Annotated in this window: 18 protein-coding genes; 10 read left to right on the forward strand and 8 right to left on the reverse strand. The window is 56.6% G+C overall.

Annotated elements, in window-relative coordinates; all coding sequences use genetic code 11:
* Positions 1-286: 286 nt before the first annotated feature.
* Positions 287-1456: a calcium-binding protein gene (locus IEX10_RS12825; protein ID WP_188675890.1), complete on the forward strand. Its 1170-nt coding sequence runs from the start codon at positions 287-289 to the stop codon at positions 1454-1456.
* 135 nt (positions 1457-1591) lie between these two features.
* Here IEX10_RS12825 and rpoH read toward each other — a convergent pair whose 3' ends face one another.
* Entirely contained in the window at positions 1592-2491 is a 900-nt protein-coding gene (gene rpoH, locus IEX10_RS12830) for an RNA polymerase sigma factor RpoH (RefSeq protein WP_188675892.1), read from the reverse strand.
* A 159-nt stretch (positions 2492-2650) separates the two neighbouring features.
* A complete protein-coding gene (locus tag IEX10_RS12835; protein ID WP_188675894.1) occupies positions 2651-3688 on the reverse strand; it encodes an RluA family pseudouridine synthase in 1038 nt (345 codons plus the stop codon).
* On the opposite strand from IEX10_RS12835, the gene IEX10_RS12840 reads away from it, so the two are divergent.
* The 3 genes from IEX10_RS12840 to rpoD all read left to right on the forward strand — a co-directional run bounded on the left by IEX10_RS12840 (position 3687) and on the right by rpoD (position 8164).
* Complete coding sequence (locus tag IEX10_RS12840; RefSeq protein ID WP_188675895.1) at positions 3687-3995, forward strand: DUF6476 family protein; 309 nt, start codon at positions 3687-3689, stop codon at positions 3993-3995. The genes IEX10_RS12835 and IEX10_RS12840 overlap by 2 nt on opposite strands.
* Before the next feature lie 70 nt (positions 3996-4065).
* The gene (dnaG, locus tag IEX10_RS12845) at positions 4066-6045 is read left to right on the forward strand and encodes a DNA primase (protein ID WP_188675896.1); all 1980 of its coding nucleotides are present in this window, start codon (positions 4066-4068) and stop codon (positions 6043-6045) included.
* Positions 6046-6169: 124 nt separating this feature from the next.
* The gene (gene rpoD, locus IEX10_RS12850; protein WP_188675898.1) at positions 6170-8164 is read left to right on the forward strand and encodes an RNA polymerase sigma factor RpoD; all 1995 of its coding nucleotides are present in this window, start codon (positions 6170-6172) and stop codon (positions 8162-8164) included.
* A gap of 203 nt (positions 8165-8367) precedes the next feature.
* On the opposite strand, the gene IEX10_RS12855 is transcribed toward rpoD, so the two are convergent.
* The 3 genes from IEX10_RS12855 to IEX10_RS12865 all read right to left on the reverse strand — a co-directional run bounded on the left by IEX10_RS12855 (position 8368) and on the right by IEX10_RS12865 (position 10521).
* The gene (locus IEX10_RS12855; protein ID WP_229678541.1) at positions 8368-8985 is read right to left on the reverse strand and encodes a hypothetical protein; all 618 of its coding nucleotides are present in this window, start codon (positions 8983-8985) and stop codon (positions 8368-8370) included.
* Between the two features lie 94 nt (positions 8986-9079).
* Entirely contained in the window at positions 9080-9976 is an 897-nt protein-coding gene (locus IEX10_RS12860) for a hypothetical protein (protein WP_188675901.1), read from the reverse strand.
* Positions 9973-10521 carry a hypothetical protein gene (locus IEX10_RS12865; RefSeq protein WP_188675904.1) on the reverse strand — a complete coding sequence of 183 codons (549 nt, stop codon included), beginning with the start codon at positions 10519-10521 and terminating at the stop codon, positions 9973-9975. Before IEX10_RS12865 ends, IEX10_RS12860 begins: the two co-directional genes overlap by 4 nt.
* A 171-nt stretch (positions 10522-10692) precedes the next feature.
* Between IEX10_RS12865 and nrdR the strand changes: the two genes are divergently transcribed.
* Positions 10693-11166 (forward strand): transcriptional regulator NrdR, encoded by a 474-nt coding sequence (gene nrdR / locus IEX10_RS12870; protein ID WP_188675906.1) that lies wholly within the window; start codon positions 10693-10695, stop codon positions 11164-11166.
* 26 nt (positions 11167-11192) lie between these two features.
* Entirely contained in the window at positions 11193-12269 is a 1077-nt protein-coding gene (gene ribD, locus IEX10_RS12875; RefSeq protein ID WP_188676449.1) for a bifunctional diaminohydroxyphosphoribosylaminopyrimidine deaminase/5-amino-6-(5-phosphoribosylamino)uracil reductase RibD, read from the forward strand.
* A gap of 14 nt (positions 12270-12283) precedes the next feature.
* Here ribD and IEX10_RS12880 read toward each other — a convergent pair whose 3' ends face one another.
* The 3 genes from IEX10_RS12880 to IEX10_RS12890 all read right to left on the reverse strand — a co-directional run bounded on the left by IEX10_RS12880 (position 12284) and on the right by IEX10_RS12890 (position 16859).
* The gene (locus IEX10_RS12880) at positions 12284-14341 is read right to left on the reverse strand and encodes a capsule polysaccharide biogenesis protein (RefSeq protein WP_229678542.1); all 2058 of its coding nucleotides are present in this window, start codon (positions 14339-14341) and stop codon (positions 12284-12286) included.
* A gap of 42 nt (positions 14342-14383) precedes the next feature.
* Positions 14384-15478, reverse strand: coding sequence for a polysaccharide biosynthesis/export family protein (locus IEX10_RS12885; protein ID WP_188675912.1), 1095 nt, complete (start codon positions 15476-15478; stop codon positions 14384-14386).
* Between the two features lie 124 nt (positions 15479-15602).
* A complete protein-coding gene (locus IEX10_RS12890) occupies positions 15603-16859 on the reverse strand; it encodes a capsule polysaccharide biogenesis protein (RefSeq protein ID WP_229678543.1) in 1257 nt (418 codons plus the stop codon).
* 271 nt (positions 16860-17130) lie between these two features.
* On the opposite strand from IEX10_RS12890, the gene IEX10_RS12895 reads away from it, so the two are divergent.
* Genes IEX10_RS12895 through nusB form a run of 4 tightly spaced genes read left to right on the forward strand, consistent with a single transcriptional unit; the run spans position 17131 to position 19859 of the window.
* Positions 17131-17736, forward strand: a complete 606-nt coding sequence (locus IEX10_RS12895) for a riboflavin synthase (RefSeq protein ID WP_188675918.1) — start codon at positions 17131-17133, stop codon at positions 17734-17736.
* 9 nt (positions 17737-17745) lie between these two features.
* Positions 17746-18843 carry a 3,4-dihydroxy-2-butanone-4-phosphate synthase gene (gene ribB, locus IEX10_RS12900; RefSeq protein ID WP_188675921.1) on the forward strand — a complete coding sequence of 366 codons (1098 nt, stop codon included), beginning with the start codon at positions 17746-17748 and terminating at the stop codon, positions 18841-18843.
* A 3-nt stretch (positions 18844-18846) separates the two neighbouring features.
* Positions 18847-19401 (forward strand): 6,7-dimethyl-8-ribityllumazine synthase, encoded by a 555-nt coding sequence (locus tag IEX10_RS12905; RefSeq protein ID WP_188675924.1) that lies wholly within the window; start codon positions 18847-18849, stop codon positions 19399-19401.
* Positions 19398-19859 (forward strand): transcription antitermination factor NusB, encoded by a 462-nt coding sequence (gene nusB / locus IEX10_RS12910; RefSeq protein WP_188675927.1) that lies wholly within the window; start codon positions 19398-19400, stop codon positions 19857-19859. The genes IEX10_RS12905 and nusB overlap by 4 nt, the downstream gene beginning before the upstream one ends.
* Positions 19860-19919 lie beyond the last annotated feature (60 nt).

Here is a 19919-nt window from a genome sequence, read left to right on the forward strand (position 1 = left end):
AAGTTTCGCGAATCCTAGCGGCACACCGCACGCCACAATCGCGCCGCAATCCTACCTGCCCTACCTAAATTCCGTTGCATTTCTGCCCGATCTTCTCCCAAAGCGCGTCCGGCGAGGGAGAACTGAGACCCAAAAGTCGCGTCTATAGCGGCAAATGAGGCTATTTGGGGGCATCTCAATTTCACCACAAATTGATTGTTAACCTCTTCGTAATTCGGTCGATGTGAATCAGTGATCAGGATCGAAGCAAACACTTTTTGTGGAATTTAGGACGAGGAACACACAAATGACAATTAATGGTGGAGAAACTGCCGATACCCTCACAGGGACCAGCGGCGACGACGTAATTAACGGCCTGGGCGGCGCGGATAGCATTGACGGTGCGGATGGCAATGACTCCATCTACGGCGGAGACGGCGCAGACGTAATCAGTGCCGGCCTTGGTGCCGACTACATCGAAGGCGGCGCGGGCGCTGACGAGATTTCCGGTGACAATGGTGCTGACGAAGCTTACGGCGGCGGCGGTGACGACTTTATCGAGGGCGGTTCGGGCGCTGACGCGCTTTACGGCGGTGCCAATGTGGATATTATCTACGGCGATGATGGCAATGACCTACTGGACGGTGGCGGCGGCGATGACAGCCTTTATGGCGGATTGGACGACGATACGTTTTCCGGCAGCGCCGGGGACGATTACTACGAAGGCGGCGACGGAGACGACACATTCTTCTTTGGCACCGGTGTAGATTTCCATGATGGCGGCGACGGCTATGACACCATGTCTTATGCAAATGCAACAGCCAGCGTGACGCTCAGCATGTTCTCTTCGTCCGGCTCCTCATCAGGCGTTGGCAAAGGCGACACATTCGCCAATATTGAAGCCGTGATCGGCACTGAATTCGGTGACAACATCAGGGGATCTCAAGGTACCGAGACTATCTATGGTGAAGATGGCAACGATGACATCGCTGGCATCGGTGGTGACGACGTTATCTACGGCGGCGGCGGCAGAGACGTTCTGAACGGCGACATGGGCAATGACGTTCTTTATGGTGGCGCCGGCCGCGATAGGTTCCAAGATGATTGGGGTGACGATTTCTACTACGGTGGCGGTGGCAACGACAAAATCCAACTGCGCCGCGGATCCGATACTGCCGATGGTGGTAACGGCAAGGATAAATTCGACATCCTTGCAGGGACGCACTCTGTAACCGGCGGGGGCGGGAAGGATAAATTCAACTTCCACACCGACACGTTCGACATCACGATCACGGATTTCGAACATCGCACAGACAAACTGAAGTTCTACAAAGTGTTTGAGGACTTCACCGCAGCCAAAGACGCAATGACAGAAATCGGCAGCGACGTTCAAATCGAACTGGATGCCGCATTGGTCCTGATCGAAAACACCACGATCGACGATTTCGGTGGAAAAGACTTCAAATTCTTCGGCTAAGGCCGAACATCTGTCGGGCGGTGCAAACTGCCCGACAGGCACATTTCATAGATGCTGCTACCGGTTACAAACCGCGCTACCCTGCCCTGTGCGGGTTTTCTTTGGTTAACGATGGAGCAGATCGGCAAAGAGACTTCAATTCGCCTTCGCCATCATGCCTTTCTCAGCCGCAAGATCGCGCATTTTTTCCTGAAGTTTCTCAAACGCACGCACCTCAATCTGGCGAATACGTTCACGGCTGACCCCATATTCCCCGCTCAGATCCTCCAGCGTGGTCGGACTGTCCTGCAACTTGCGCTGCATCAGAATATCCTTTTCACGATCGTTCAGCACATCCATCGACTCCAGCATCAGCGCACGTCGCGCCTTCAGTTCGTCGCTCTCCGCATAGCTGTCCGCCTGATCCGCTGTCTCATCTTCAAGCCAATCCTGCCATTCCGCAGCGCTATCACCTTCCTCACCACCAACCCGCGCGTTCAGCGACGCATCGCCCCCAGACATCCGCCGGTTCATAGAAATAACCTCGTCCTCGGTGACGTTCAGATCATTGGCGATCCGCTTAACGTTCTCGGGGCGCAAATCGCCCTCTTCCAATGCACCGATCCGGTTCTTGGCTTTACGCAGATTGAAAAACAGCTTCTTTTGCGCACTTGTCGTGCCCATTTTAACCAAAGACCAGCTGCGCAGGATGTATTCCTGAATGCTCGCGCGGATCCACCACATGGCATAGGTGGCCAGACGAAAACCCTTGTCCGGCTCAAACCGCTTCACCGCCTGCATCAGCCCGACATTGGCCTCAGAGATCACTTCGGCCGTAGGCAACCCGTACCCCCGATACCCCATCGCAATTTTCGCAGCGAGCCGCAGGTGACTGGTCACCAGCTTGTGCGCCGCCTCGGTATCTTCATGGTCAATCCAAGCTTTGCCCAGCATGTATTCCTCATCCGGCTCCAGCATGGGAAACTTGCGGATTTCCTGCATGTAGCGGCTTAACCCTTGTTCGGGACTTGGCGCTGGAAGATTGGAATAACTCATGAACTCGGCTCCTTTGACAGCCCGCAACAGGCGGTACCACAGGACAATTAGGCACCCGCAGGTCGGTTTTCAAGACAGAGAGCCTCCAATCCCGACCACATTCGTTGGATATAGAGTATTCCTCAAGTAATTGTGAAGAATACGTCACCCACATCGCGCCTACCCCAATGCACGCAATGCACGATCAAGGGCCTGAAGGTCCGCTGGCAGCGCTGCTTCAAATTCAACGTAGTCCTCAGACACCGGATGGACAAACCCGAGTTTTGCCGCATGGAGCGCCTGACGCGGAAACCCGCTGATCAAAGCCACATCTTCAGCGCCAAGCCCGGCGGTCTTTACCTTGCGCCGCGTCCCATAAACCGGATCACCGATCAGCCCATGACCGATGTGGGACAGATGCACACGGATTTGATGGGTGCGCCCTGTTTCCAACCAGCATTCCACGCGCGCGGCACGATCTGCGAAACTCTCAATCACGGATGCTCGAGTGATCGCATGACGCCCCGAATTCGCAGCAACGGCCATACGCTTGCGGTCGGTCTTATGCCGCTCGATATTGGTGGCCACCCGTAGCACGCCGCCCTGTTCAAACCCGACACCGGGCAGACCGCGCAACCGCGGGTCGGCTGCAGATGGTACGCCGATACAAAAGGCCGTATAACGCCGGTTGATCGAATGGTCGGCAAATTGCGCCGCCAGCCCCTGATGGGCCACGTCGCTTTTCGCCACCACCAGAATACCGCTGGTATCCTTGTCGATCCGATGCACAATTCCAGGCCGTTTCGCTCCGCCAATCCCTGACAGGCTGTCCGCGCAATGATGCAGCAGCGCATTCACCAGCGTACCATCCTCGGACCCCGGTGCCGGATGCACAACCATGCCCGCAGGCTTGTTCACCACGATCAGGTGATCATCCTCGTAGACCACATCAATCGGAATATCCTGCGCCACAGTTTCCAGCGTTTCCGCTGGGGGAACCACAACTTGCCATTCTTCTTGGGGTTGGCCTTGCGTCTTAAGCACAGTCACCGGCACACCATCCGCCACACGGGATACTGCCCCGGCTTCAATCAATTTACCAATCCGCGAGCGGCTAAGGCTCTCTTCCTCTGGAACTACTGCAGCCAGTGCCTTATCAAGGCGTGCAGGCGGCGTGTCGCCAAGGATCAGAACAAGGGTTTGCAACGTGTCAGACATGGATCAAAATGAGTCCCAAATAGAGGAGCCCGCGAATTTGCGGTTCCTGAGAAGGCTGGTTACGATCCTGACCGCAACCATGATCCTCGGGCTTCTAGCCATCTTCGCGGTGCTTGTCATGCGTTTCTCAACAGACAGTGGCCTTGCCATGCCCGACAGCATCACCCTGCCCGATGGCACAAATGCCACTGCCTTCACCCAAGGCGGCGACTGGTATGCGATCGTGACCGCGCAAAATACCATCCTGATCTTTGACCGCACCACCGGCGCCCTGCGCCAGACCGTTCAGATTAAACCCGGCTCATGACCCTCTTTTTGGTTCAAATATCCAAATTCCGCACCTTGCCGCAGCCCCCAATCGACAGCATATTACACCCATGAGCCTGCCAGACGGTTTCCTCGACGAATTGCGCACCCGCCTGTCCATCGCACAAGTGGTGGGCCGCAAAGTCACGTGGGACACACGCAAATCCAACATCGGCAAGGGCGATTACTGGTCCCCCTGCCCCTTTCATCAGGAAAAAACCGCGTCTTTTCATGTGGATGACAGGAAAGGTTTTTACTATTGCTTTGGCTGCCACGCCAAAGGGGATGCGCTGACGTTTGTGCGTGAAACTGAAAACGTCGGTTTTATGGAAGCCGTCGAAATCCTCGCCCGCGAAGCTGGAATGCCGGTGCCAAAGCGCGATCCTGTTGCGCAGAAGAAGGCAGACCGCCGCACGGTGCTTGCCGACATTATGGAACAGGCACTGCAATTCTACCGGATGCAGCTTAAGACCGGACAGGCCGCCGCAGCGCGGGACTACCTCGACGGGCGCGGCATGCCGATGGCCATTCAGGAACGGTTTGAAATCGGTTACGCCAGCGACACCCGCGCGGCATTGTTCCAATACCTTACTGGCAAAGGCATCAGCCCCGCCGACCTCGACGAGGCCGGACTCTGTGTCAAACCGGGCGACGGTGGCACCCCGTTTGACCGTTTCCGTGGCCGCATCATCTTTCCGATCCGCGACGCTAGGGGCCGCTGCATCGCCTTTGGCGGTCGCGCGATGGACCCGAATGCGCGGGCAAAATACCTTAACAGCCCCGAAACACCGCTCTTTGACAAAGGCCGCAGCCTTTATAACCACGGCCCCGCCCGCGAGGCCGCAGGCAAAACCCAAAGCCTGATCGTCGCCGAAGGCTATATGGACGTGATCGCGCTGGCGCAAGCAGGGTTCGACCACGCCGTTGCGCCCCTTGGCACCGCCATCACCGAACCGCAGTTGCAACTGATGTGGCGCATGTGCCCCGAGCCCGTGATCGCCCTTGATGGTGACACTGCCGGCATCCGCGCCGCGCGCCGCTTGATTGATCTGGCCCTCCCCCTTTTGGAAGCGGGCAAATCCCTGCGTTTCGTTGTGCTGCCCGAAGGACAGGACCCTGACGACCTGCTCAAAGCTGCCGGTCCCGCCGCGATGCAAGCGTTGCTCGACAAAGCGCAACCGATGGTCACGCTGCTTTGGGAACGAGAGATCGAAGGCAAGGTTTTTGACAGCCCCGAACGCCGCGCCGCTTTGGATGCAAGTTTGCGCACGGCCCTTGCGGCGATTCAGGACCCGTCCTTGCGCACCCATTACACAGCGGCCATCAAAGAGTTACGCGCCGAGCTTTTCGCGCCAAAAAATCGCGCCGATACGCCGTGGCAGCCATCTTTTGGTAAGGGTGGTAAAGGCAAGGGCAAGTTCGGCTACCGCCCTCCCCAAACTGCCACAGCGGGCACCAAAACCTCGCTCCTTGCGCAGAAAGATTCACCCTTTGAACCCTCCCGCCTGCGCGAATCGATGATTCTCGCCGCTGCGATTCGCAATCCCGATGCCGCGCTGGAACGGGAAACCGCATTGGAAAAATGCCCCATCGCCGCCCCTGATTTAATTAAAATCCAATCGGCCCTCTTGGCATCGCTGCATTTGGACCTATCTGGGGAGGATGCATCGGGGAAACTGATTTCGGCAATGACGGGGCGGCTTGGCTTTGACCCGATGGCCCATCTGCTCGCCCTGCCCCCCGTGCGCATACACCCGCACCTGAAACCTGACACGGACCCCGAATTGATTGCACTGACCCTAAGCGAAGAACTCGCTAAACATGCTGCCAACAAAGGCGCGGAATTAGAATTGCTGGAAGCCGAAAGAGATCTCGAAGGACTGGCCGACGAAGGCCTGACCTGGCGCATTCAACAAGCCTCGTCCGAACGCGATATGGCAACCAAAGCCAGTGTGAACCCCGGCGCCGGACAGTCCGAAGATCGTGAAAATTTGTCACAACAGCTACAAAAACTGATCGATGATCAGGTTTGGGTAAAGAAAAAGCAGTAGAACCATTGCGAATCATCGATTCGTTCTATTGATTCGAAACCAGCAAAGTGATTCGCCGTATTCGGTTGAACACTCAGCCGAAATAGGCCAAAGGCCAACGGCACATGATATTTTGGAGGCTAACATGGCAGCGAAAGACAACGACGCGGCGAAAACCGACGATCCTGAAAACGCAGGCCCGATGAATGACATGAGCCAAGCCGCGGTCAAAAAGATGATCTCGGGCGCCCGTGCGCGCGGCTATATCACTTACGACGAACTGAACCAGGTGCTGCCACCGGATCAGGTTTCTTCTGAACAAATCGAAGACGTGATGTCCATGCTGTCCGAAATGGGCATCAACATCATTGAAGAAGAAGAACTCGAAGACGACAGCTCCAAAGAAGTCGCCGTTGTCGATACCTCTGCCAAAGAAGTGGCGCTGGCAGAAACCGGCAAGGAAACACTGGATCGCACCGACGATCCCGTGCGCATGTATCTGCGCGAAATGGGGTCTGTCGAACTGCTGAGCCGCGAAGGCGAAATCGCCATCGCCAAGCGGATCGAAGCTGGTCGCAACACCATGATTGCCGGCCTGTGCGAAAGCCCCCTGACCTTTCAGGCGATCACCATCTGGCGCGAGGAACTTCTCGAAGAAGACATCCTGCTGCGCGATGTGATCGATCTAGAAACCACTTTCGGCAACACGATGGAAGAAGACGGCGTAGAGAGCGTCGTTGAAGGGCTCAAACCCGCAGCACCCGGCGCACCGGCGGCCCCAACTGCGGCTGAAAAGACCCAAGAGGTCGATGCAGACGGCAATCCGATCCAGTCCGATGATGATGACGACGATGAAGACGAAGCCGCCAACATGTCACTGGCCGCAATGGAAGCCGCACTGAAACCACAGGTTTTGGAAACGCTCGAAAAGATCGCCCACGACTACGAAGCGCTGGCAGCCATGCAGGATGTGCGTATCTCGGCAACGCTGAACGAAGACGAAAGCTACTCTGCCACCGAAGAAAAAGCCTACCAAAAACTGCGCTCCTCCCTTGTGGAGCAGGTCAACGCGATGCACCTGCACAACAACCGGATCGAAGCACTGATCGACCAGCTTTACGGCATCAACCGCAAAATCATGTCGCTGGATTCCGGCATGGTCAAACTGGCCGACCAATCCCGCATCAACCGCCGCGAATTTATTGACGCTTACCGCGGGCAGGAACTGGATCCGATGTGGCTCGACAATATCGCCGAACGGGACGGACGCGGTTGGAGCCAGTTCATCGAACGCTTCCGCGATAAAGCCGAGGATATCCGCAACGAAATGGCACAAGTGGGCCAATACGTGGGCGTGGACATCACCGAATTCCGCCGCATTGTGAATCAGGTACAAAAGGGTGAAAAAGAAGCCCGCCTCGCCAAGAAAGAGATGGTCGAAGCCAACCTGCGGCTGGTTATCTCGATCGCTAAGAAATACACCAACCGTGGCCTGCAATTCCTTGATCTCATTCAGGAAGGTAACATCGGCCTGATGAAGGCGGTGGATAAATTCGAATACCGTCGCGGCTATAAATTCTCGACCTATGCGACCTGGTGGATCCGTCAGGCGATCACACGCTCCATTGCCGATCAGGCGCGCACCATTCGTATTCCGGTCCATATGATCGAAACGATCAACAAACTGGTGCGGACTGGCCGTCAGATGCTGCACGAAATCGGGCGGGAACCGACACCGGAAGAACTCGCAGAGAAGCTGCAAATGCCGCTTGAGAAAGTGCGCAAGGTGATGAAAATCGCCAAAGAGCCGATCTCTCTGGAAACCCCGATCGGGGATGAGGAAGACAGCCAGCTTGGCGACTTCATCGAAGACAAGAACGCGATCCTGCCACTGGACTCCGCCATTCAGGGCAACCTGAAGGAAACCACGACACGGGTGCTCGCTTCCCTCACCCCGCGGGAAGAAAGGGTTCTGCGGATGCGGTTCGGCATTGGCATGAACACGGATCACACGTTGGAAGAAGTCGGCCAGCAGTTCAGCGTGACCCGCGAACGGATTCGCCAGATCGAAGCCAAAGCGCTGCGCAAACTGAAACACCCAAGCCGCAGCCGCAAGCTGCGGAGCTTCTTGGATCAGTAAGTTCTATGGGGATTGGCCGGACGACCGGCCGATCCCAAACACGTCGGGTCTATCAAGCCTTGTTGTGCAGCGATTTCCCGCGTTACACATGCTCTCGCGATACACAGACGATGACCAATGTTATTGCGTTGCAAGCGACGCCTCCATAGCGCGGCCTAGGCGCGCGCGGTCATTCTTTCAGCATTAATGGTGCACCGGCCCCCCTAACGGCAAATCCCCTCTACCTGCACATCTCCCCAGCCCACGACAACCTCTCGCACCGGCAGCTGATGCAAAGGGAAATGAGGGGTTAGCATGTCATGCAGCCGCTCTGTACGGGGTGCTGTCGGGTCCAACACAGAGCAGCAGAGGTACTCCTCTACGATGCGGCCTTGCTGTTCATAGCCATAGGACAGGAAATCCCCGTTGCTGTCCGGATCAATCAGATAGGGGTCCGCCTTAGTCTGATGCTCCTGCGCTGCTTTCAACGGGTGATAGCCGGTTTCCTTTCTGTTTTGCCATTGCCAGACGTGGGTCAGCTCATGCGCGAGAAACATGGCTTGATAGAGATGCAGGCGGTCCGGATACTCCGTTGCGTAACTCTCTAAGTAATAGTCCGGATTTACAAAGATTCGGTTAAACAGCGTCACTGCGGATGGCGCACCGGTTACAATTTCGGTCTTGGGAGGGGGGAATACCCGCTCTGTGCAGGTCAGCCTCGGGCGTTTGGGCGCGCGCAGTGTGTAGGATCGCACTGGCGCGTTATCCACCAAACGCACTCTCAACACATTCAGATCCGGCCCATGAAACTGCGCTGCAAACGCCTTTTCACTATCGGTCATGGGACGGCCACAAGCCGCTAGAAGAAACAGGATCAAGAGATTGCGCATATGGTAATCATGCTGAATTTATACAACAAAAGCAATGGCTTTCCCGTTAGCCAAAGATACCGGGGCGCAATCCCATCATCTCCATAATAAGCAGATAGGCAATACCGATCACATACCACAAGCGCGCCTTTTTGGTGTGCTCGTCAGTCATCGCATAGCCCAAGATCAGATTCATCGACAGAAACACGTTTTCGTTTCGGGTCGAATAGATGATCAACACGAAAAGCAGCACAGCGTAGTGGGTCCATATCCCCATGCGCGAACGCAGCAAGACACAAGCCTCGATTGCCACCTGCGAAAACAGGGCCGCATAGGTCAGAACAATAGCCAGAAGTTGCACAAATGGCGGAATGGTTAGCGGCACTCCACTTCCCTGCCCTGGGGGCAGCGACAGCAAAGCTTTCTGCGCCATCAGGTTTTGTTGCACCACTTCCGGCCAGTTGGAATAAAATAGCGAAATCAACGTTTTGAACATATACCCATTGGCCAGATACCCGCCAACGAGCGCCCCGCTCATATAGTGGGGCGAAACCAGTTTCTGGATCAATGCCAATCCCATCAAGATGCTGATCAGCAAAACCGCAGCGCGCGCGATAACCGACGACGCCTGCGCACCTGATGCACACGCGATCATTAACGCGATACCTATATAAGTGATCATAAACCCATGATTTGCGATCACATAGTAATTTGCCCAGACGTTCAGCCCCAAGCCGAGCACGATGCAGAACAGCAAAACCACACGCTGCTTTACCTGCACCGCTGTCATCAAGAGGATCAGCAGGAAGGGGACCACCAGCCGCGCCGCAAATGGAATATAGTCCTTAGTGGTAAAGAAAACGAAAACGATTGCGGAAAACAGGATCAGTAGCGTGCGAATATGTTCATCGCTCACAAACCGTGCGACGGGCTGGATCAAGGGGCGCTCTCGGAACGGTATCATTGGCCGGTCTCCCCACCTGTGCGTTGGTAAACAAGGCTGCGCGCGACTGTAGCCTCGGTTTGATTGTAACGATTCTCATAAACTTCCAGAGAAATCGTAGATGGTGCAAAGACGTTCCCGTCACTGGGCGTCACTGTGTTAATCAGAGTTTGCGGCCAGCGCACGCGGGACAGACGGGAAATAAACGGATCACCGACACGATCGCGGGGATAAAACCGAAGACGCTCTGCACTGCGGGTCAGCCCGTTAAGATAGGCGCCGCCCCGCACACCGGCTGTGTCCCGCCAACTGGCAAAAGCCGCTGTTTCCGGCCACAGCTGCACCAGTGCTTCCGCTCCGCTTGCCCCCGTTAGGCGCAACCAGACGCCACGATCTTCGGCGTGGGGTTCGGTGTACATGCCAAAACCGCCGCCCTTCCACGCCAAAAGCGGCGTCGTCTTGTGCAGGTAAATCTGCCAGATCACGTTTCCCGCCACAATCAGCGCCAGCACAGTGACCAACCCGAAAGCCCGCTTCCCGACCCAGTTTATTATTTTATCCAGCATATCAGGCCCCAACCGTTCATTCGCGCGAAACTACCCGCATTCAATCAGCACGGTCAACCAAAGCCACACAAGATAGCGAAACCGGCACAGTATCTTGGGGATGAGGATTTTTCCTACCCAAACGATTGAAGATTGTTATAATCTTAAAAAACAAAATTGAGGTACAGGTTCATGAGATGTCCCTTTTGCGGCAATACCGACACACAGGTGAAGGACAGTCGTCCCGCCGAAGACCACGTGGCCATCCGGCGCCGGCGGTTTTGCCCGTCCTGCGGGGGGCGATTTACCACCTATGAACGCGTGCAGTTGCGCGACCTTGTGGTCGTTAAGAAGAATGGCAAGCGCGAGGACTTTGATCGCGACAAGCTTGAACGCTCCATCCGGATGGCAATGCAAAAGCGCCCCGTAGATCCCGAACGGGTGGATCAGATGATTTCCGGCATCGTGCGGCGTCTTGAAAGCATGGGCGAAAGCGATGTGGCATCCGACGGGATCGGTGAAATCGTGATGGATACGCTCGCGCGGATAGATACGGTGGCCTACGTTCGTTTTGCCAGTGTTTACAAGAACTTCCAAGCCGCCGACGACTTTGAGGATTTTGTCCAGCAATTGCGCCCCCCCACCGCGCCGGATGAGGCGAAGTGACAACAGTCTTTATGGACGCACGGTTTATGCAGATGGCCCTGACATTGGGCCAGCGCGGGCTTGGTAATGTCTGGCCGAACCCTGCTGTGGGCTGCGTGCTGGTTAAGGACAACCGTGTGATTGCACGGGGTTGGACTCAACCGGGCGGCCGTCCCCACGCAGAAGTTCACGCCCTGACGCAAGCGGGCAGTCAGGCACATGGGGCCACAGCCTATGTCACGTTGGAGCCATGCGCCCATCACGGCAAAACCGGCCCCTGTTCCGAAGCGCTGGTACAGGCGGGGATACGCCGCGTGGTCTGCGCAACGCAAGATCCTGACACCCGAGTATCTGGCAAAGGTTTCGAAATCCTTAAACAGGCTGGAATTGAGGTGACATATAATGTCCTAAAGGATCAGGCTGACAGGGACCATATTGGCTTTTTCAGCCGCATCACCAAAGGACGCCCCAGTGTTACCCTGAAGCTTGCCAGCAGTCTGGACGGGCGAATTGCGACGCGTACAGGTGACAGCCGCTGGATTACCGGACCAATGGCGCGGCGGGCAGTGCATTTGATGCGCGCGCGCCACGATGCGATCCTCGTCGGGCGCAATACCGTGGCGCAGGACGATCCGGACCTTTCGGTGCGTGATCTCGGGCTGGCTCATCGCTCTCCAGTGCGGGTGGTGCTGGACAGCAAGCTTTCTTTGGCGGCGACTGGACGGCTCGCCAGTACGGCGCAGGATATTCCGCTATGGATTTGCCACACAGGCGCCCCTGGTTCCCCCGACCACTGGACTGATATAGGAGCGCGTCCCCTGACTTGCGCCGCGACTGTTGATGGACGGCTTGATATTTCCGACGTCTTGAAAACCCTCGCGGACCAAGGCATTACCCGCCTTTTTGTCGAAGGCGGCGGGCAGGTTGCGGCGTCTTTGTTGCAGGCCGGTCTCGTGGATGAGCTGGCGTTATTTTCCGCTGGCGTTGCGATTGGGGCGGATGGGCTGCCCAATCTTGGCGCTTTCGGGGTTGAGGCGCTTGGGGATGCACCACGGTTCACCCGCAAATCCATCACGACCCTTGGACCGGACGTTTTGACAATCTGGTCGCCCGTACAGCCCTGAGCCGCGCGTCACGTTTAGCGCCACAAATGGGCGTAGCTGGCAAACAGCCCTTGCAGCTTGGCCAACAGCCTGATCCCACCGGCCCCCCGAGTGTTAACCGTCCCCGTTGCAAAGCGGGTCAGGATGGTTTCCACAGCGCAAACACCCCTACCCGCCGCCCCCTTGCCTGACGGATCCCAATAGGTCGGGTAGTCCACCAGCGCAGCGTGGACCAACCCCTCAAGCGAGACGGTCGCATTCCGGCGTTCCGGAACCTGCCCGAGATCCTCGGTCAGGTTCCAGCCCGCGTAAAACGGCGCACCAAAGCACACCACCTGCTTGCCCCGCAAAAGCGCCTCAAACCCCGTGAGAGAGGTCATGGTCGCCACGCAATCCACCTGCCCCAACAGGAGAGCAATATCGGCCTGTTCCACAACCAGATCGGCAGCGTCCGCGAAACTGTCAATCGCCGCGCCACCATCGCGCAGCCCCGCCATTACATCAGGATGAGGTTTAAAAATGATGAAGCTGTCAGGAAATCTTTCGCGCGCGGCACGAAGCAGGCCAAGGTTTGTTCGAACGTCTGTACAGCCCTTCAGGATCGACTGGTCGTCTTCCACCTGCCCGGGCACCAACACCAGATGGCGATCTTGCGGCAGCTTTGGCAGGTTCCCCCCCGAAAGGTTATATTTGGACAGGCCTAGGGCGTTAATCCGCTCTACCAATTCTCGCGCTCTGATGCGTTTTTGTATAGGTAAATCAGCGTTTTGAGAGATTATCGTTTCCAGCCGGCTCTCGCGCGTGGGATCGTAATAAATCCCAAGATCATCCAAGGCGAGCGATACAGGTTCAACCAGTGCCGCGCCGAGCCCGCTGGACCGTAAGAACCCGTCTTCCACCCGTACAAGCGGTACGCCAGCAGCCCTGCACGCCTGTGCCAAGGCAGGCGTTTCCTTGCCCGACCAGACATAAACCGTGCCAGATTTTTCGCCAGCCAAACGGGCCGCCTTTACCGGATCGTCCAGAAAAACCGGCGCCGGTCCGTCCTGTTGAAAGTATCGCCGCAAGAAGCCACGCTTCCATAAACGCATTCCGACAAACACCTTGAACCCGCTGTTGTTACGCCCGAAATCCGCCGCAGCAGACAGGTGGCGCGCTGTCGCCACAAAATCCGTCGCTTCCCCTGCGACCGGATCGACCCAACGGCTATAGTCGTGATAGACGGCGTGGAACAGCTGCGCCGCACTGCGATGGCCCAGCGGCTCTACCTGTGGATGACGGTCCTCGGTCAGGTCCATTCCGCAGTAATAGGCGTTGCCAAACACGACAGGGCGATGGCCTGCAAAAACCGCCTCCATCCCAATTTGCGAAGATACACAATAAACGGCCCGCGCCCGTTCCATTACATGCCACGGAGACACAGGCGCATCCAAAAGCAGCACCCTGTCAGACACATTTGCCGCCGAGAAATACCCCCTCCGCTGCCCAGCGCGGGTTTCAGGGTGTGTTTTGATTACAATTTTAGCGTCCGGATGTTCATCAAGGGCCGCTTGCAACATCTGCGCAAATGTGTCCTCATTCGCACCCGCCCCCGCAATAGAAGCATCCTCGTAGGTTTGGTCCACAACCAGCACGAAAGGGTCAGGCAATTCCGGCGGTTCCAGCGTGAAGGCGTTGTATTTAGACAGATGAGTGTCACGCAGACAAGCAATCCCCGCTAGCGCCACTTTCCGTTGATCGTCTGAAAGCACGGGGCCTGCGCGAAGAATATCGCGCAAATCATTCGGGGCTGAGGTTTCAAAGTAGATACCTTTGCGGTCTATCACCAGGGATCGTGGCGGTTCCCCCTGCCGTCCAGTGCGCAACGAACGCAGGAAACCATCTTCGACCGTGACCACAGCTGCGCCGCTTGATCGGGCAATCTGCATCCCGCGGCGAGACACAGGTTTGCGCCCCCAGACCAGCACCTCTCCCCCTTTGCGAGGCCAGCCGAGCCTTGGCGTAAGGCTCGCAGCCAGCAACGCCCGTCGCAAGGGTTTGTTCAGATAAAAGCTTGCCGAATAGCCAAAGGCCCGCGTGCTCTTTTCAGGCATAGTCGCGGGCCTTTTCTGTTTCATACCGGTGTCTAAACGGATTTACCCGCCAGTCGCCGCAGCAAGCGAATTCGCCGCACCTGCGCTGGAAGTCAGGACAGACAGCGTTTTCGTCCACTGCACATAAGGTGCCTCGGTGACATAAATCGTGTCGCCATCTCGGATCTCAAAATCACGGCCCAAAAACACGCCAGTCGGCTCTGTCAGGTCCAACACATAAGCAAAGCGTTTCGGCGTTGTGAAATCATTCCGACCAAGCACACGGTTGGCATAGTCCGGCGTCTCGTCACGGAAAATGAAGATACCAGTCGGGTCAGCGAGATTGCTGTTCAGGCCACCCAAATAGGCGATCGCTTCAATCGCGGTCATGTTGGGTTGGGGGAATTCCACCAAAGACTGTGAACCGGTGGCGCCCAGCGCGGTAAAGCGGCGAGTGTCTTCCTGAATGAGAATGCGATCCCCCGGACGCAGCGCAATGTCCTGTTTGTTGCTGGCAAACAGATCTTCCAGCCAGACGGTGCCTTTATGGGATCCGCGGATCACTGTAACGCGGGTGTTTTCCGGATCGGTTGTGACGCCGCCAGCGGCAGCGATCATGGTAGACAGCGTGCTGGTCGAGGCTTCAATCGGGTAAACCCCCTGCCCGCCAGCGCCAACGATTGAAACCGTCGAACCGTCACCGGCAGCGCGGGTCACGATGAACTGCGGATCTGGCGTCTGCGCGTCAAGCTTGCGCGTGATGATCTGGCGCAATGCCTCTGGCGTATTGCCAGCGGCGCGAATGCGGCCCGCGTAGGGAATAAAAATGTGGCCGGTCTGGTCCACTTGCAGTTCTGTCAGCGTAGAGGGCGCGCCAGCGGTGCCAAACAGTCCCTCTTCCACGTTTTCATACACCGTCAGAAGAAGCTTGTCGCCGCGCCGGATCGTATCCGCGCCAATGCGTCCCGCGTTCAGGAAGGCGGCGTCAAACCCCGCATTCGGCGCATCGGCTGTCGCCTGCACTACCCTGTCATTCACGGAAACGATGTAAGCGTTGCCTTTTTGCTGGACGCTGCCCGCAAAAATTTCGCGTTTGTTTGGCCCAGGTCGCGGCAAACCGCAAGCTGACACTGTGAACGCCACAACGAAGAGAGCCATTAACCCGGCCTTAGGTTTGTTAACTTTTGACAAAGTTTCTGCCCCTTTTGTCAAAACTGCCTCAGTTTTTTCTTTTTAGCGTGGCACAAAGGCTAAAGAAATCAAAGCCCTTTCCCAAGGCGTCTTATTTGACGACCTGAAACTGTTGCACAGGGGACGCGCTGTCGGTTTCCAACGCATCATAAGGGTCCTGCTCTGACAGGACCATATCGACCACCTGTCGTACCAAGCGGACACGCCCGCGACGGGAATAATACCCCCCCGTAATTTGCGAGGTCATCAACAAAAACTGTCTGTAATCGCGATAGGCAGTCAGGTCCGGCTTTTTCGGCGCTGCAAAGAAATCTTCCAGCGCTTGATCAGAAGTAAACTCCGGCTTGCAGAACACACCCGCCCCCAGCGCCTTCACCGGCAGCCCACGCCATAGCGCCTGTTGCGCCGCAGTGGAATTGATGGTCACAACCGAGCGGGCATAATCCAGCAATTCTGCCAGCTTCCCCCCGCGCACAAAGTGAATGCGCCCCGTCAGGTCGAACTCTGTTGCAAGCTGATCCGCCACTTTGGACAAGGGTTGTCTATCGTCCTCCAGCGGGTGTGATTTAAATACCAGATGGTGGTGCTTGGGCGCTTTTTTGGCGAAAGCCTCCACACAGATGCGCATGAATTCCGCCATGCCGGTGAATTCGGAGTGGCTGCGAATAGAAGAGTCATGGCTAAGTTGCAGCAAGCTAAGATGATAGACAAACCCGTTGCGTTTAATTGCTTGGGTCGCGCGCCAACGGCGGAACGCATGGGCCGGTCGGGTGACAAGACGTTTGAAGTGCAACCAGAACTCGTGGCTGACAGGACTATCGCGATGGGTTTTATAGTTCGTAAAGCGGCGGTTCCGAAACAATATATGCCAGTGATACACCGCCCCGAGCAAAATATGCTGGCGCATGTCGCCCCAGCGGGCAGGTGCTTCGGGCTGGTCATTGTCCACATGACTAAGCGCTTCGCGCATGGTGTTAACGCTCATCCCCATCAAGCGGGAATAGCCGTTCACACCGCCCCTTTCATACGTCACCCAATAGGGGCGCAGATAACCTTCTTCAAAGCAGTGCACCCGAATACCGAGCCTTTTAGCTGCCTCAACCGCAGCCTTGTGCAAGGGCCGCGTGTCACCGTAGATCACCAGATCGGTGATCCCGTCTCCCAGAAAATCTTCGACAAATTTCGGCCACTGCTCGTAGGGTTTGGTAAACGCCACAAAGGTGGACCTATTGCGCCAGAAAAACCGGTCGCCTTCGTTGAAACCGATCTTGGTGACATCTGCGCCAGACTGCGAAATTGCCTTGCTCAGGTCGTAAAAAAACGGGCCATGCGGACCCTGTAAGAACAAAAAGGATTTCTTTTCTTGCTGCAAAGTAAACTTACCGCAGACCGTTTGGTCTGATGCCCCTTGGTCGCTCTAATATTGTTCTTTTGTCTGCAAAGTCACGAATAAAAAGCCAACCTTGACGTTAACGTTCACCGAACGCCTGTATTTCAGGGTAAAAACAGTCATCGCGCTGGTAACGGGCCTCCCGTTCGACCCTGCAAAAAGCATACTTAGACTTGCTCAATTTGTACACAAGAGCTAGGTGCAGAGGAGCATAAAACAGGTGAAAAACATGTTCACAGGTATCATCACGGATATCGGCACGGTTGCCGAGCTCGAACAGCGGGGCGATCTGCGCGCCCGTATCACGACAAATTACGATCCTGCCACGATTGACCTCGGGGCCTCTATCGCCTGCGAAGGCGTCTGCCTGACAGTGATCGAAATGGGCAAATCCGCGGACACCAACTGGTTCGACGTGGAAATCTCGGCTGAAACCGTTTCCAAAACAAACCTTGGCGATTGGGCCCAAGGTCGGCGGATCAATCTGGAACGCGCCCTTAAGGTCGGGGACGAACTGGGCGGGCACATCGTGTCGGGCCATGTGGACGGACTGGCCGAGGTGATCGAACTCCACGACGAAGGCGACAGCACCCGTGTTACCCTGCGCGCACCCCATGATCTGGCGCGGTTTATTGCGCCCAAAGGGTCCGTCGCGCTGAACGGCACGTCGCTGACGGTGAACGGTGTAGAAGATACAGATTTCGACATCAACTTCATCCCCCACACCAAACAGCATACCACTTGGGGGGATGTATCCGTCGGGGACCGGATCAATCTGGAAATCGACACGCTCGCCCGCTATGTGGCGCGGCTGGCTGAAATGACAAAGACCTGAGGTGACAGTATGACCGAAGACACCTTCCACGACATGATTTCCCCGATCGAGGACATCATAGCCGACGCCAAAGCTGGCAAGATGTTCATCCTTGTGGACCATGAAGACCGCGAGAACGAAGGCGATCTGGTGATCCCTGCGCAAATGGCCACGCCCGAAGCGGTGAACTTTATGGCCACCCACGGACGGGGGCTGATCTGCCTGTCCCTTGAATCGGAGCGATTGAACGCGCTGGGTCTGCCGATGATGGCCACCGCCAATTCATCCCGCCACGAAACCGCCTTTACCGTATCAATTGAAGCCCGCGAAGGTGTGACCACCGGCATTTCGGCCCATGACCGCGCCAAGACGATCGCTGTGGCCATCGACGAAAACAGCGGCGCACAGGATATCGCCACTCCTGGCCACGTGTTCCCGCTGCGCGCCCGCGAAGGCGGCGTTCTGGTGCGCGCAGGCCATACCGAAGCTGCCGTGGACGTGTCCCGTCTGGCAGGGCTGAACCCGTCCGGCGTGATCTGCGAGATCATGAACGATGACGGCACAATGGCCCGCCTGCCCGATCTGATTAGCTATGCCCAGTTGCACGGGCTGAAAATCGGCACGATTTCCGATCTGATCGCCTATCGCCTGCGCTATGACAATCTGGTCAGCGAAACCGCCAACCGCGATGTCACCTCCAGCTATGGCGGCGACTGGAACCTGCGAATTTTCACCGACAAAACCAATGACACGGAACACGTCGTGCTGGTCAAAGGCGATATCACCACATCCGAACCGGTTCTGGTGCGCACCCATGCGATGAACCCGCTCGAAGATATTCTCGGCCTTGGCCCCGCCCCCGCCGGCGAGCTGGCCCGTGCGATGGAAACCATTGCAGACGAAGGGCGCGGCGTCGTCATGCTGTTCCGCGACCTTGAGGCCAAATTGCAACTGGACGAAGACTCGACACCGCGGCAATTGCGCTATACTGGGCTTGGCTCGCAGATCATGTCCTCTTTGGGTTTGCGGGATTTTATCCTGCTTACGGATTCTCCCATGCCCAAAGTGATTGGTCTTGAAGCCTATGACCTGAACATCGTGGGCACCCGCCCCATTAAGAAAGCTTGATCCATGGCCGGTTCCGAAACCCATTATGTGCTGCCCAGCCCGCAGTTTGACGGCGATGCGCCCCATATGCTGATCGTGGTATCGCCTTATTACAAGGACATTGCTGACAATCTGGTCACTGGCGCCCAAGCCGCGATCAAAGCGGCTGGCGCCACCTGTGATCTGGTCGAGGTTCCCGGCGCTTTGGAAATTCCGACGGCGATCCGTCTTGCAGGGCGCTCCAACGATTTTGACGGGTTTGTCGCCCTTGGCTGTGTAATCCGCGGCGAGACATCCCACTATGACACGGTCTGCAACGACTCCAGCCGCGCGCTTAGCCTGCTGGGACTGGACGGCTATTGCATCGGCAACGGCATTCTGACGGTTGAAAACCGCACCCAAGCCGAAGTCCGCGCTGACAGCGAAGGCCAGAACAAAGGCGGCGGTGCAGCCGAAGCCGCGCTTCACCTGATTGCCCTGTCACGGCGCTTTTTGAATAAAACCAAAGGTATCGGGTTCAAACCCGCGTCCGAGAACATCTTGATGGCGGGCGACAACAAGGACACTAAAACAGCATGAAACCCGCTGACAAACGACAAATAAAATCTGCCACACGGATGTATCTGGTGCAGGCCCTGTTCCAGATGGAAGCCTCCGACACGGATGCAGAAACGGTGCGCGACCAGTTTGAGAACCACCGTTTTGGCGCGCAAGAAGAAGAGCATGAATGGCTTGAAGGCAACGCCGGTTTCTTTGAGCGCGTCCTGCTGGCCGCTGTGCGCAATCAGGCCAAGATCGACCAGCACACAGATCAGGCGCTGGTGGAAAAATGGCCGCTGAAACGCATCGACCCCACCCTGCGCGCCCTGTTCCGCGCGGCGGGTGCCGAACTGGTCAGCGAAGCCACACCGCCCAAAGTGGTGATTTCGGAATATGTGGACGTGACCAAAGCCTTCTTTCCGGAAGGACGCGAATCAAAATTCGTGAACGCGGTTCTTGATCACATGGCCCGCGCCCTACAGCCCGAGAAATTCTGATTTCGGAAATAATCCCGCAAAAACGGCAACCTGTTGTCGGGAACACAACAGGTTTGGGGA

This window comes from Neptunicoccus cionae (assembly GCF_014643735.1).
Taxonomy (GTDB): domain Bacteria; phylum Pseudomonadota; class Alphaproteobacteria; order Rhodobacterales; family Rhodobacteraceae; genus Amylibacter; species Amylibacter cionae.

Bases quoted from the DNA above. Each gene is read 5' to 3' on its own strand.
- nrdR (WP_188675906.1), top strand. From the start codon at position 10,693: ATGAGATGTCCCTTTTGCGGCAATACCGACACACAGGTGAAGGACAGT.
- dnaG (WP_188675896.1), top strand. From the start codon at position 4,066: ATGAGCCTGCCAGACGGTTTCCTCGACGAATTGCGCACCCGCCTGTCC.
- rpoD (WP_188675898.1), top strand. From the start codon at position 6,170: ATGGCAGCGAAAGACAACGACGCGGCGAAAACCGACGATCCTGAAAAC.
- IEX10_RS12880 (WP_229678542.1), bottom strand. From the start codon at position 14,341: ATGCCTGAAAAGAGCACGCGGGCCTTTGGCTATTCGGCAAGCTTTTAT.
- nusB (WP_188675927.1), top strand. From the start codon at position 19,398: ATGAAACCCGCTGACAAACGACAAATAAAATCTGCCACACGGATGTAT.
- IEX10_RS12885 (WP_188675912.1), bottom strand. From the start codon at position 15,478: ATGGCTCTCTTCGTTGTGGCGTTCACAGTGTCAGCTTGCGGTTTGCCG.
- IEX10_RS12835 (WP_188675894.1), bottom strand. From the start codon at position 3,688: ATGTCTGACACGTTGCAAACCCTTGTTCTGATCCTTGGCGACACGCCG.
- ribB (WP_188675921.1), top strand. From the start codon at position 17,746: ATGACCGAAGACACCTTCCACGACATGATTTCCCCGATCGAGGACATC.
- IEX10_RS12825 (WP_188675890.1), top strand. From the start codon at position 287: ATGACAATTAATGGTGGAGAAACTGCCGATACCCTCACAGGGACCAGC.
- IEX10_RS12905 (WP_188675924.1), top strand. From the start codon at position 18,847: ATGGCCGGTTCCGAAACCCATTATGTGCTGCCCAGCCCGCAGTTTGAC.
- IEX10_RS12860 (WP_188675901.1), bottom strand. From the start codon at position 9,976: ATGATACCGTTCCGAGAGCGCCCCTTGATCCAGCCCGTCGCACGGTTT.
- IEX10_RS12840 (WP_188675895.1), top strand. From the start codon at position 3,687: ATGGATCAAAATGAGTCCCAAATAGAGGAGCCCGCGAATTTGCGGTTC.
- IEX10_RS12855 (WP_229678541.1), bottom strand. From the start codon at position 8,985: ATGACCGATAGTGAAAAGGCGTTTGCAGCGCAGTTTCATGGGCCGGAT.
- IEX10_RS12895 (WP_188675918.1), top strand. From the start codon at position 17,131: ATGTTCACAGGTATCATCACGGATATCGGCACGGTTGCCGAGCTCGAA.
- ribD (WP_188676449.1), top strand. From the start codon at position 11,193: ATGCAGATGGCCCTGACATTGGGCCAGCGCGGGCTTGGTAATGTCTGG.
- rpoH (WP_188675892.1), bottom strand. From the start codon at position 2,491: ATGAGTTATTCCAATCTTCCAGCGCCAAGTCCCGAACAAGGGTTAAGC.
- IEX10_RS12865 (WP_188675904.1), bottom strand. From the start codon at position 10,521: ATGCTGGATAAAATAATAAACTGGGTCGGGAAGCGGGCTTTCGGGTTG.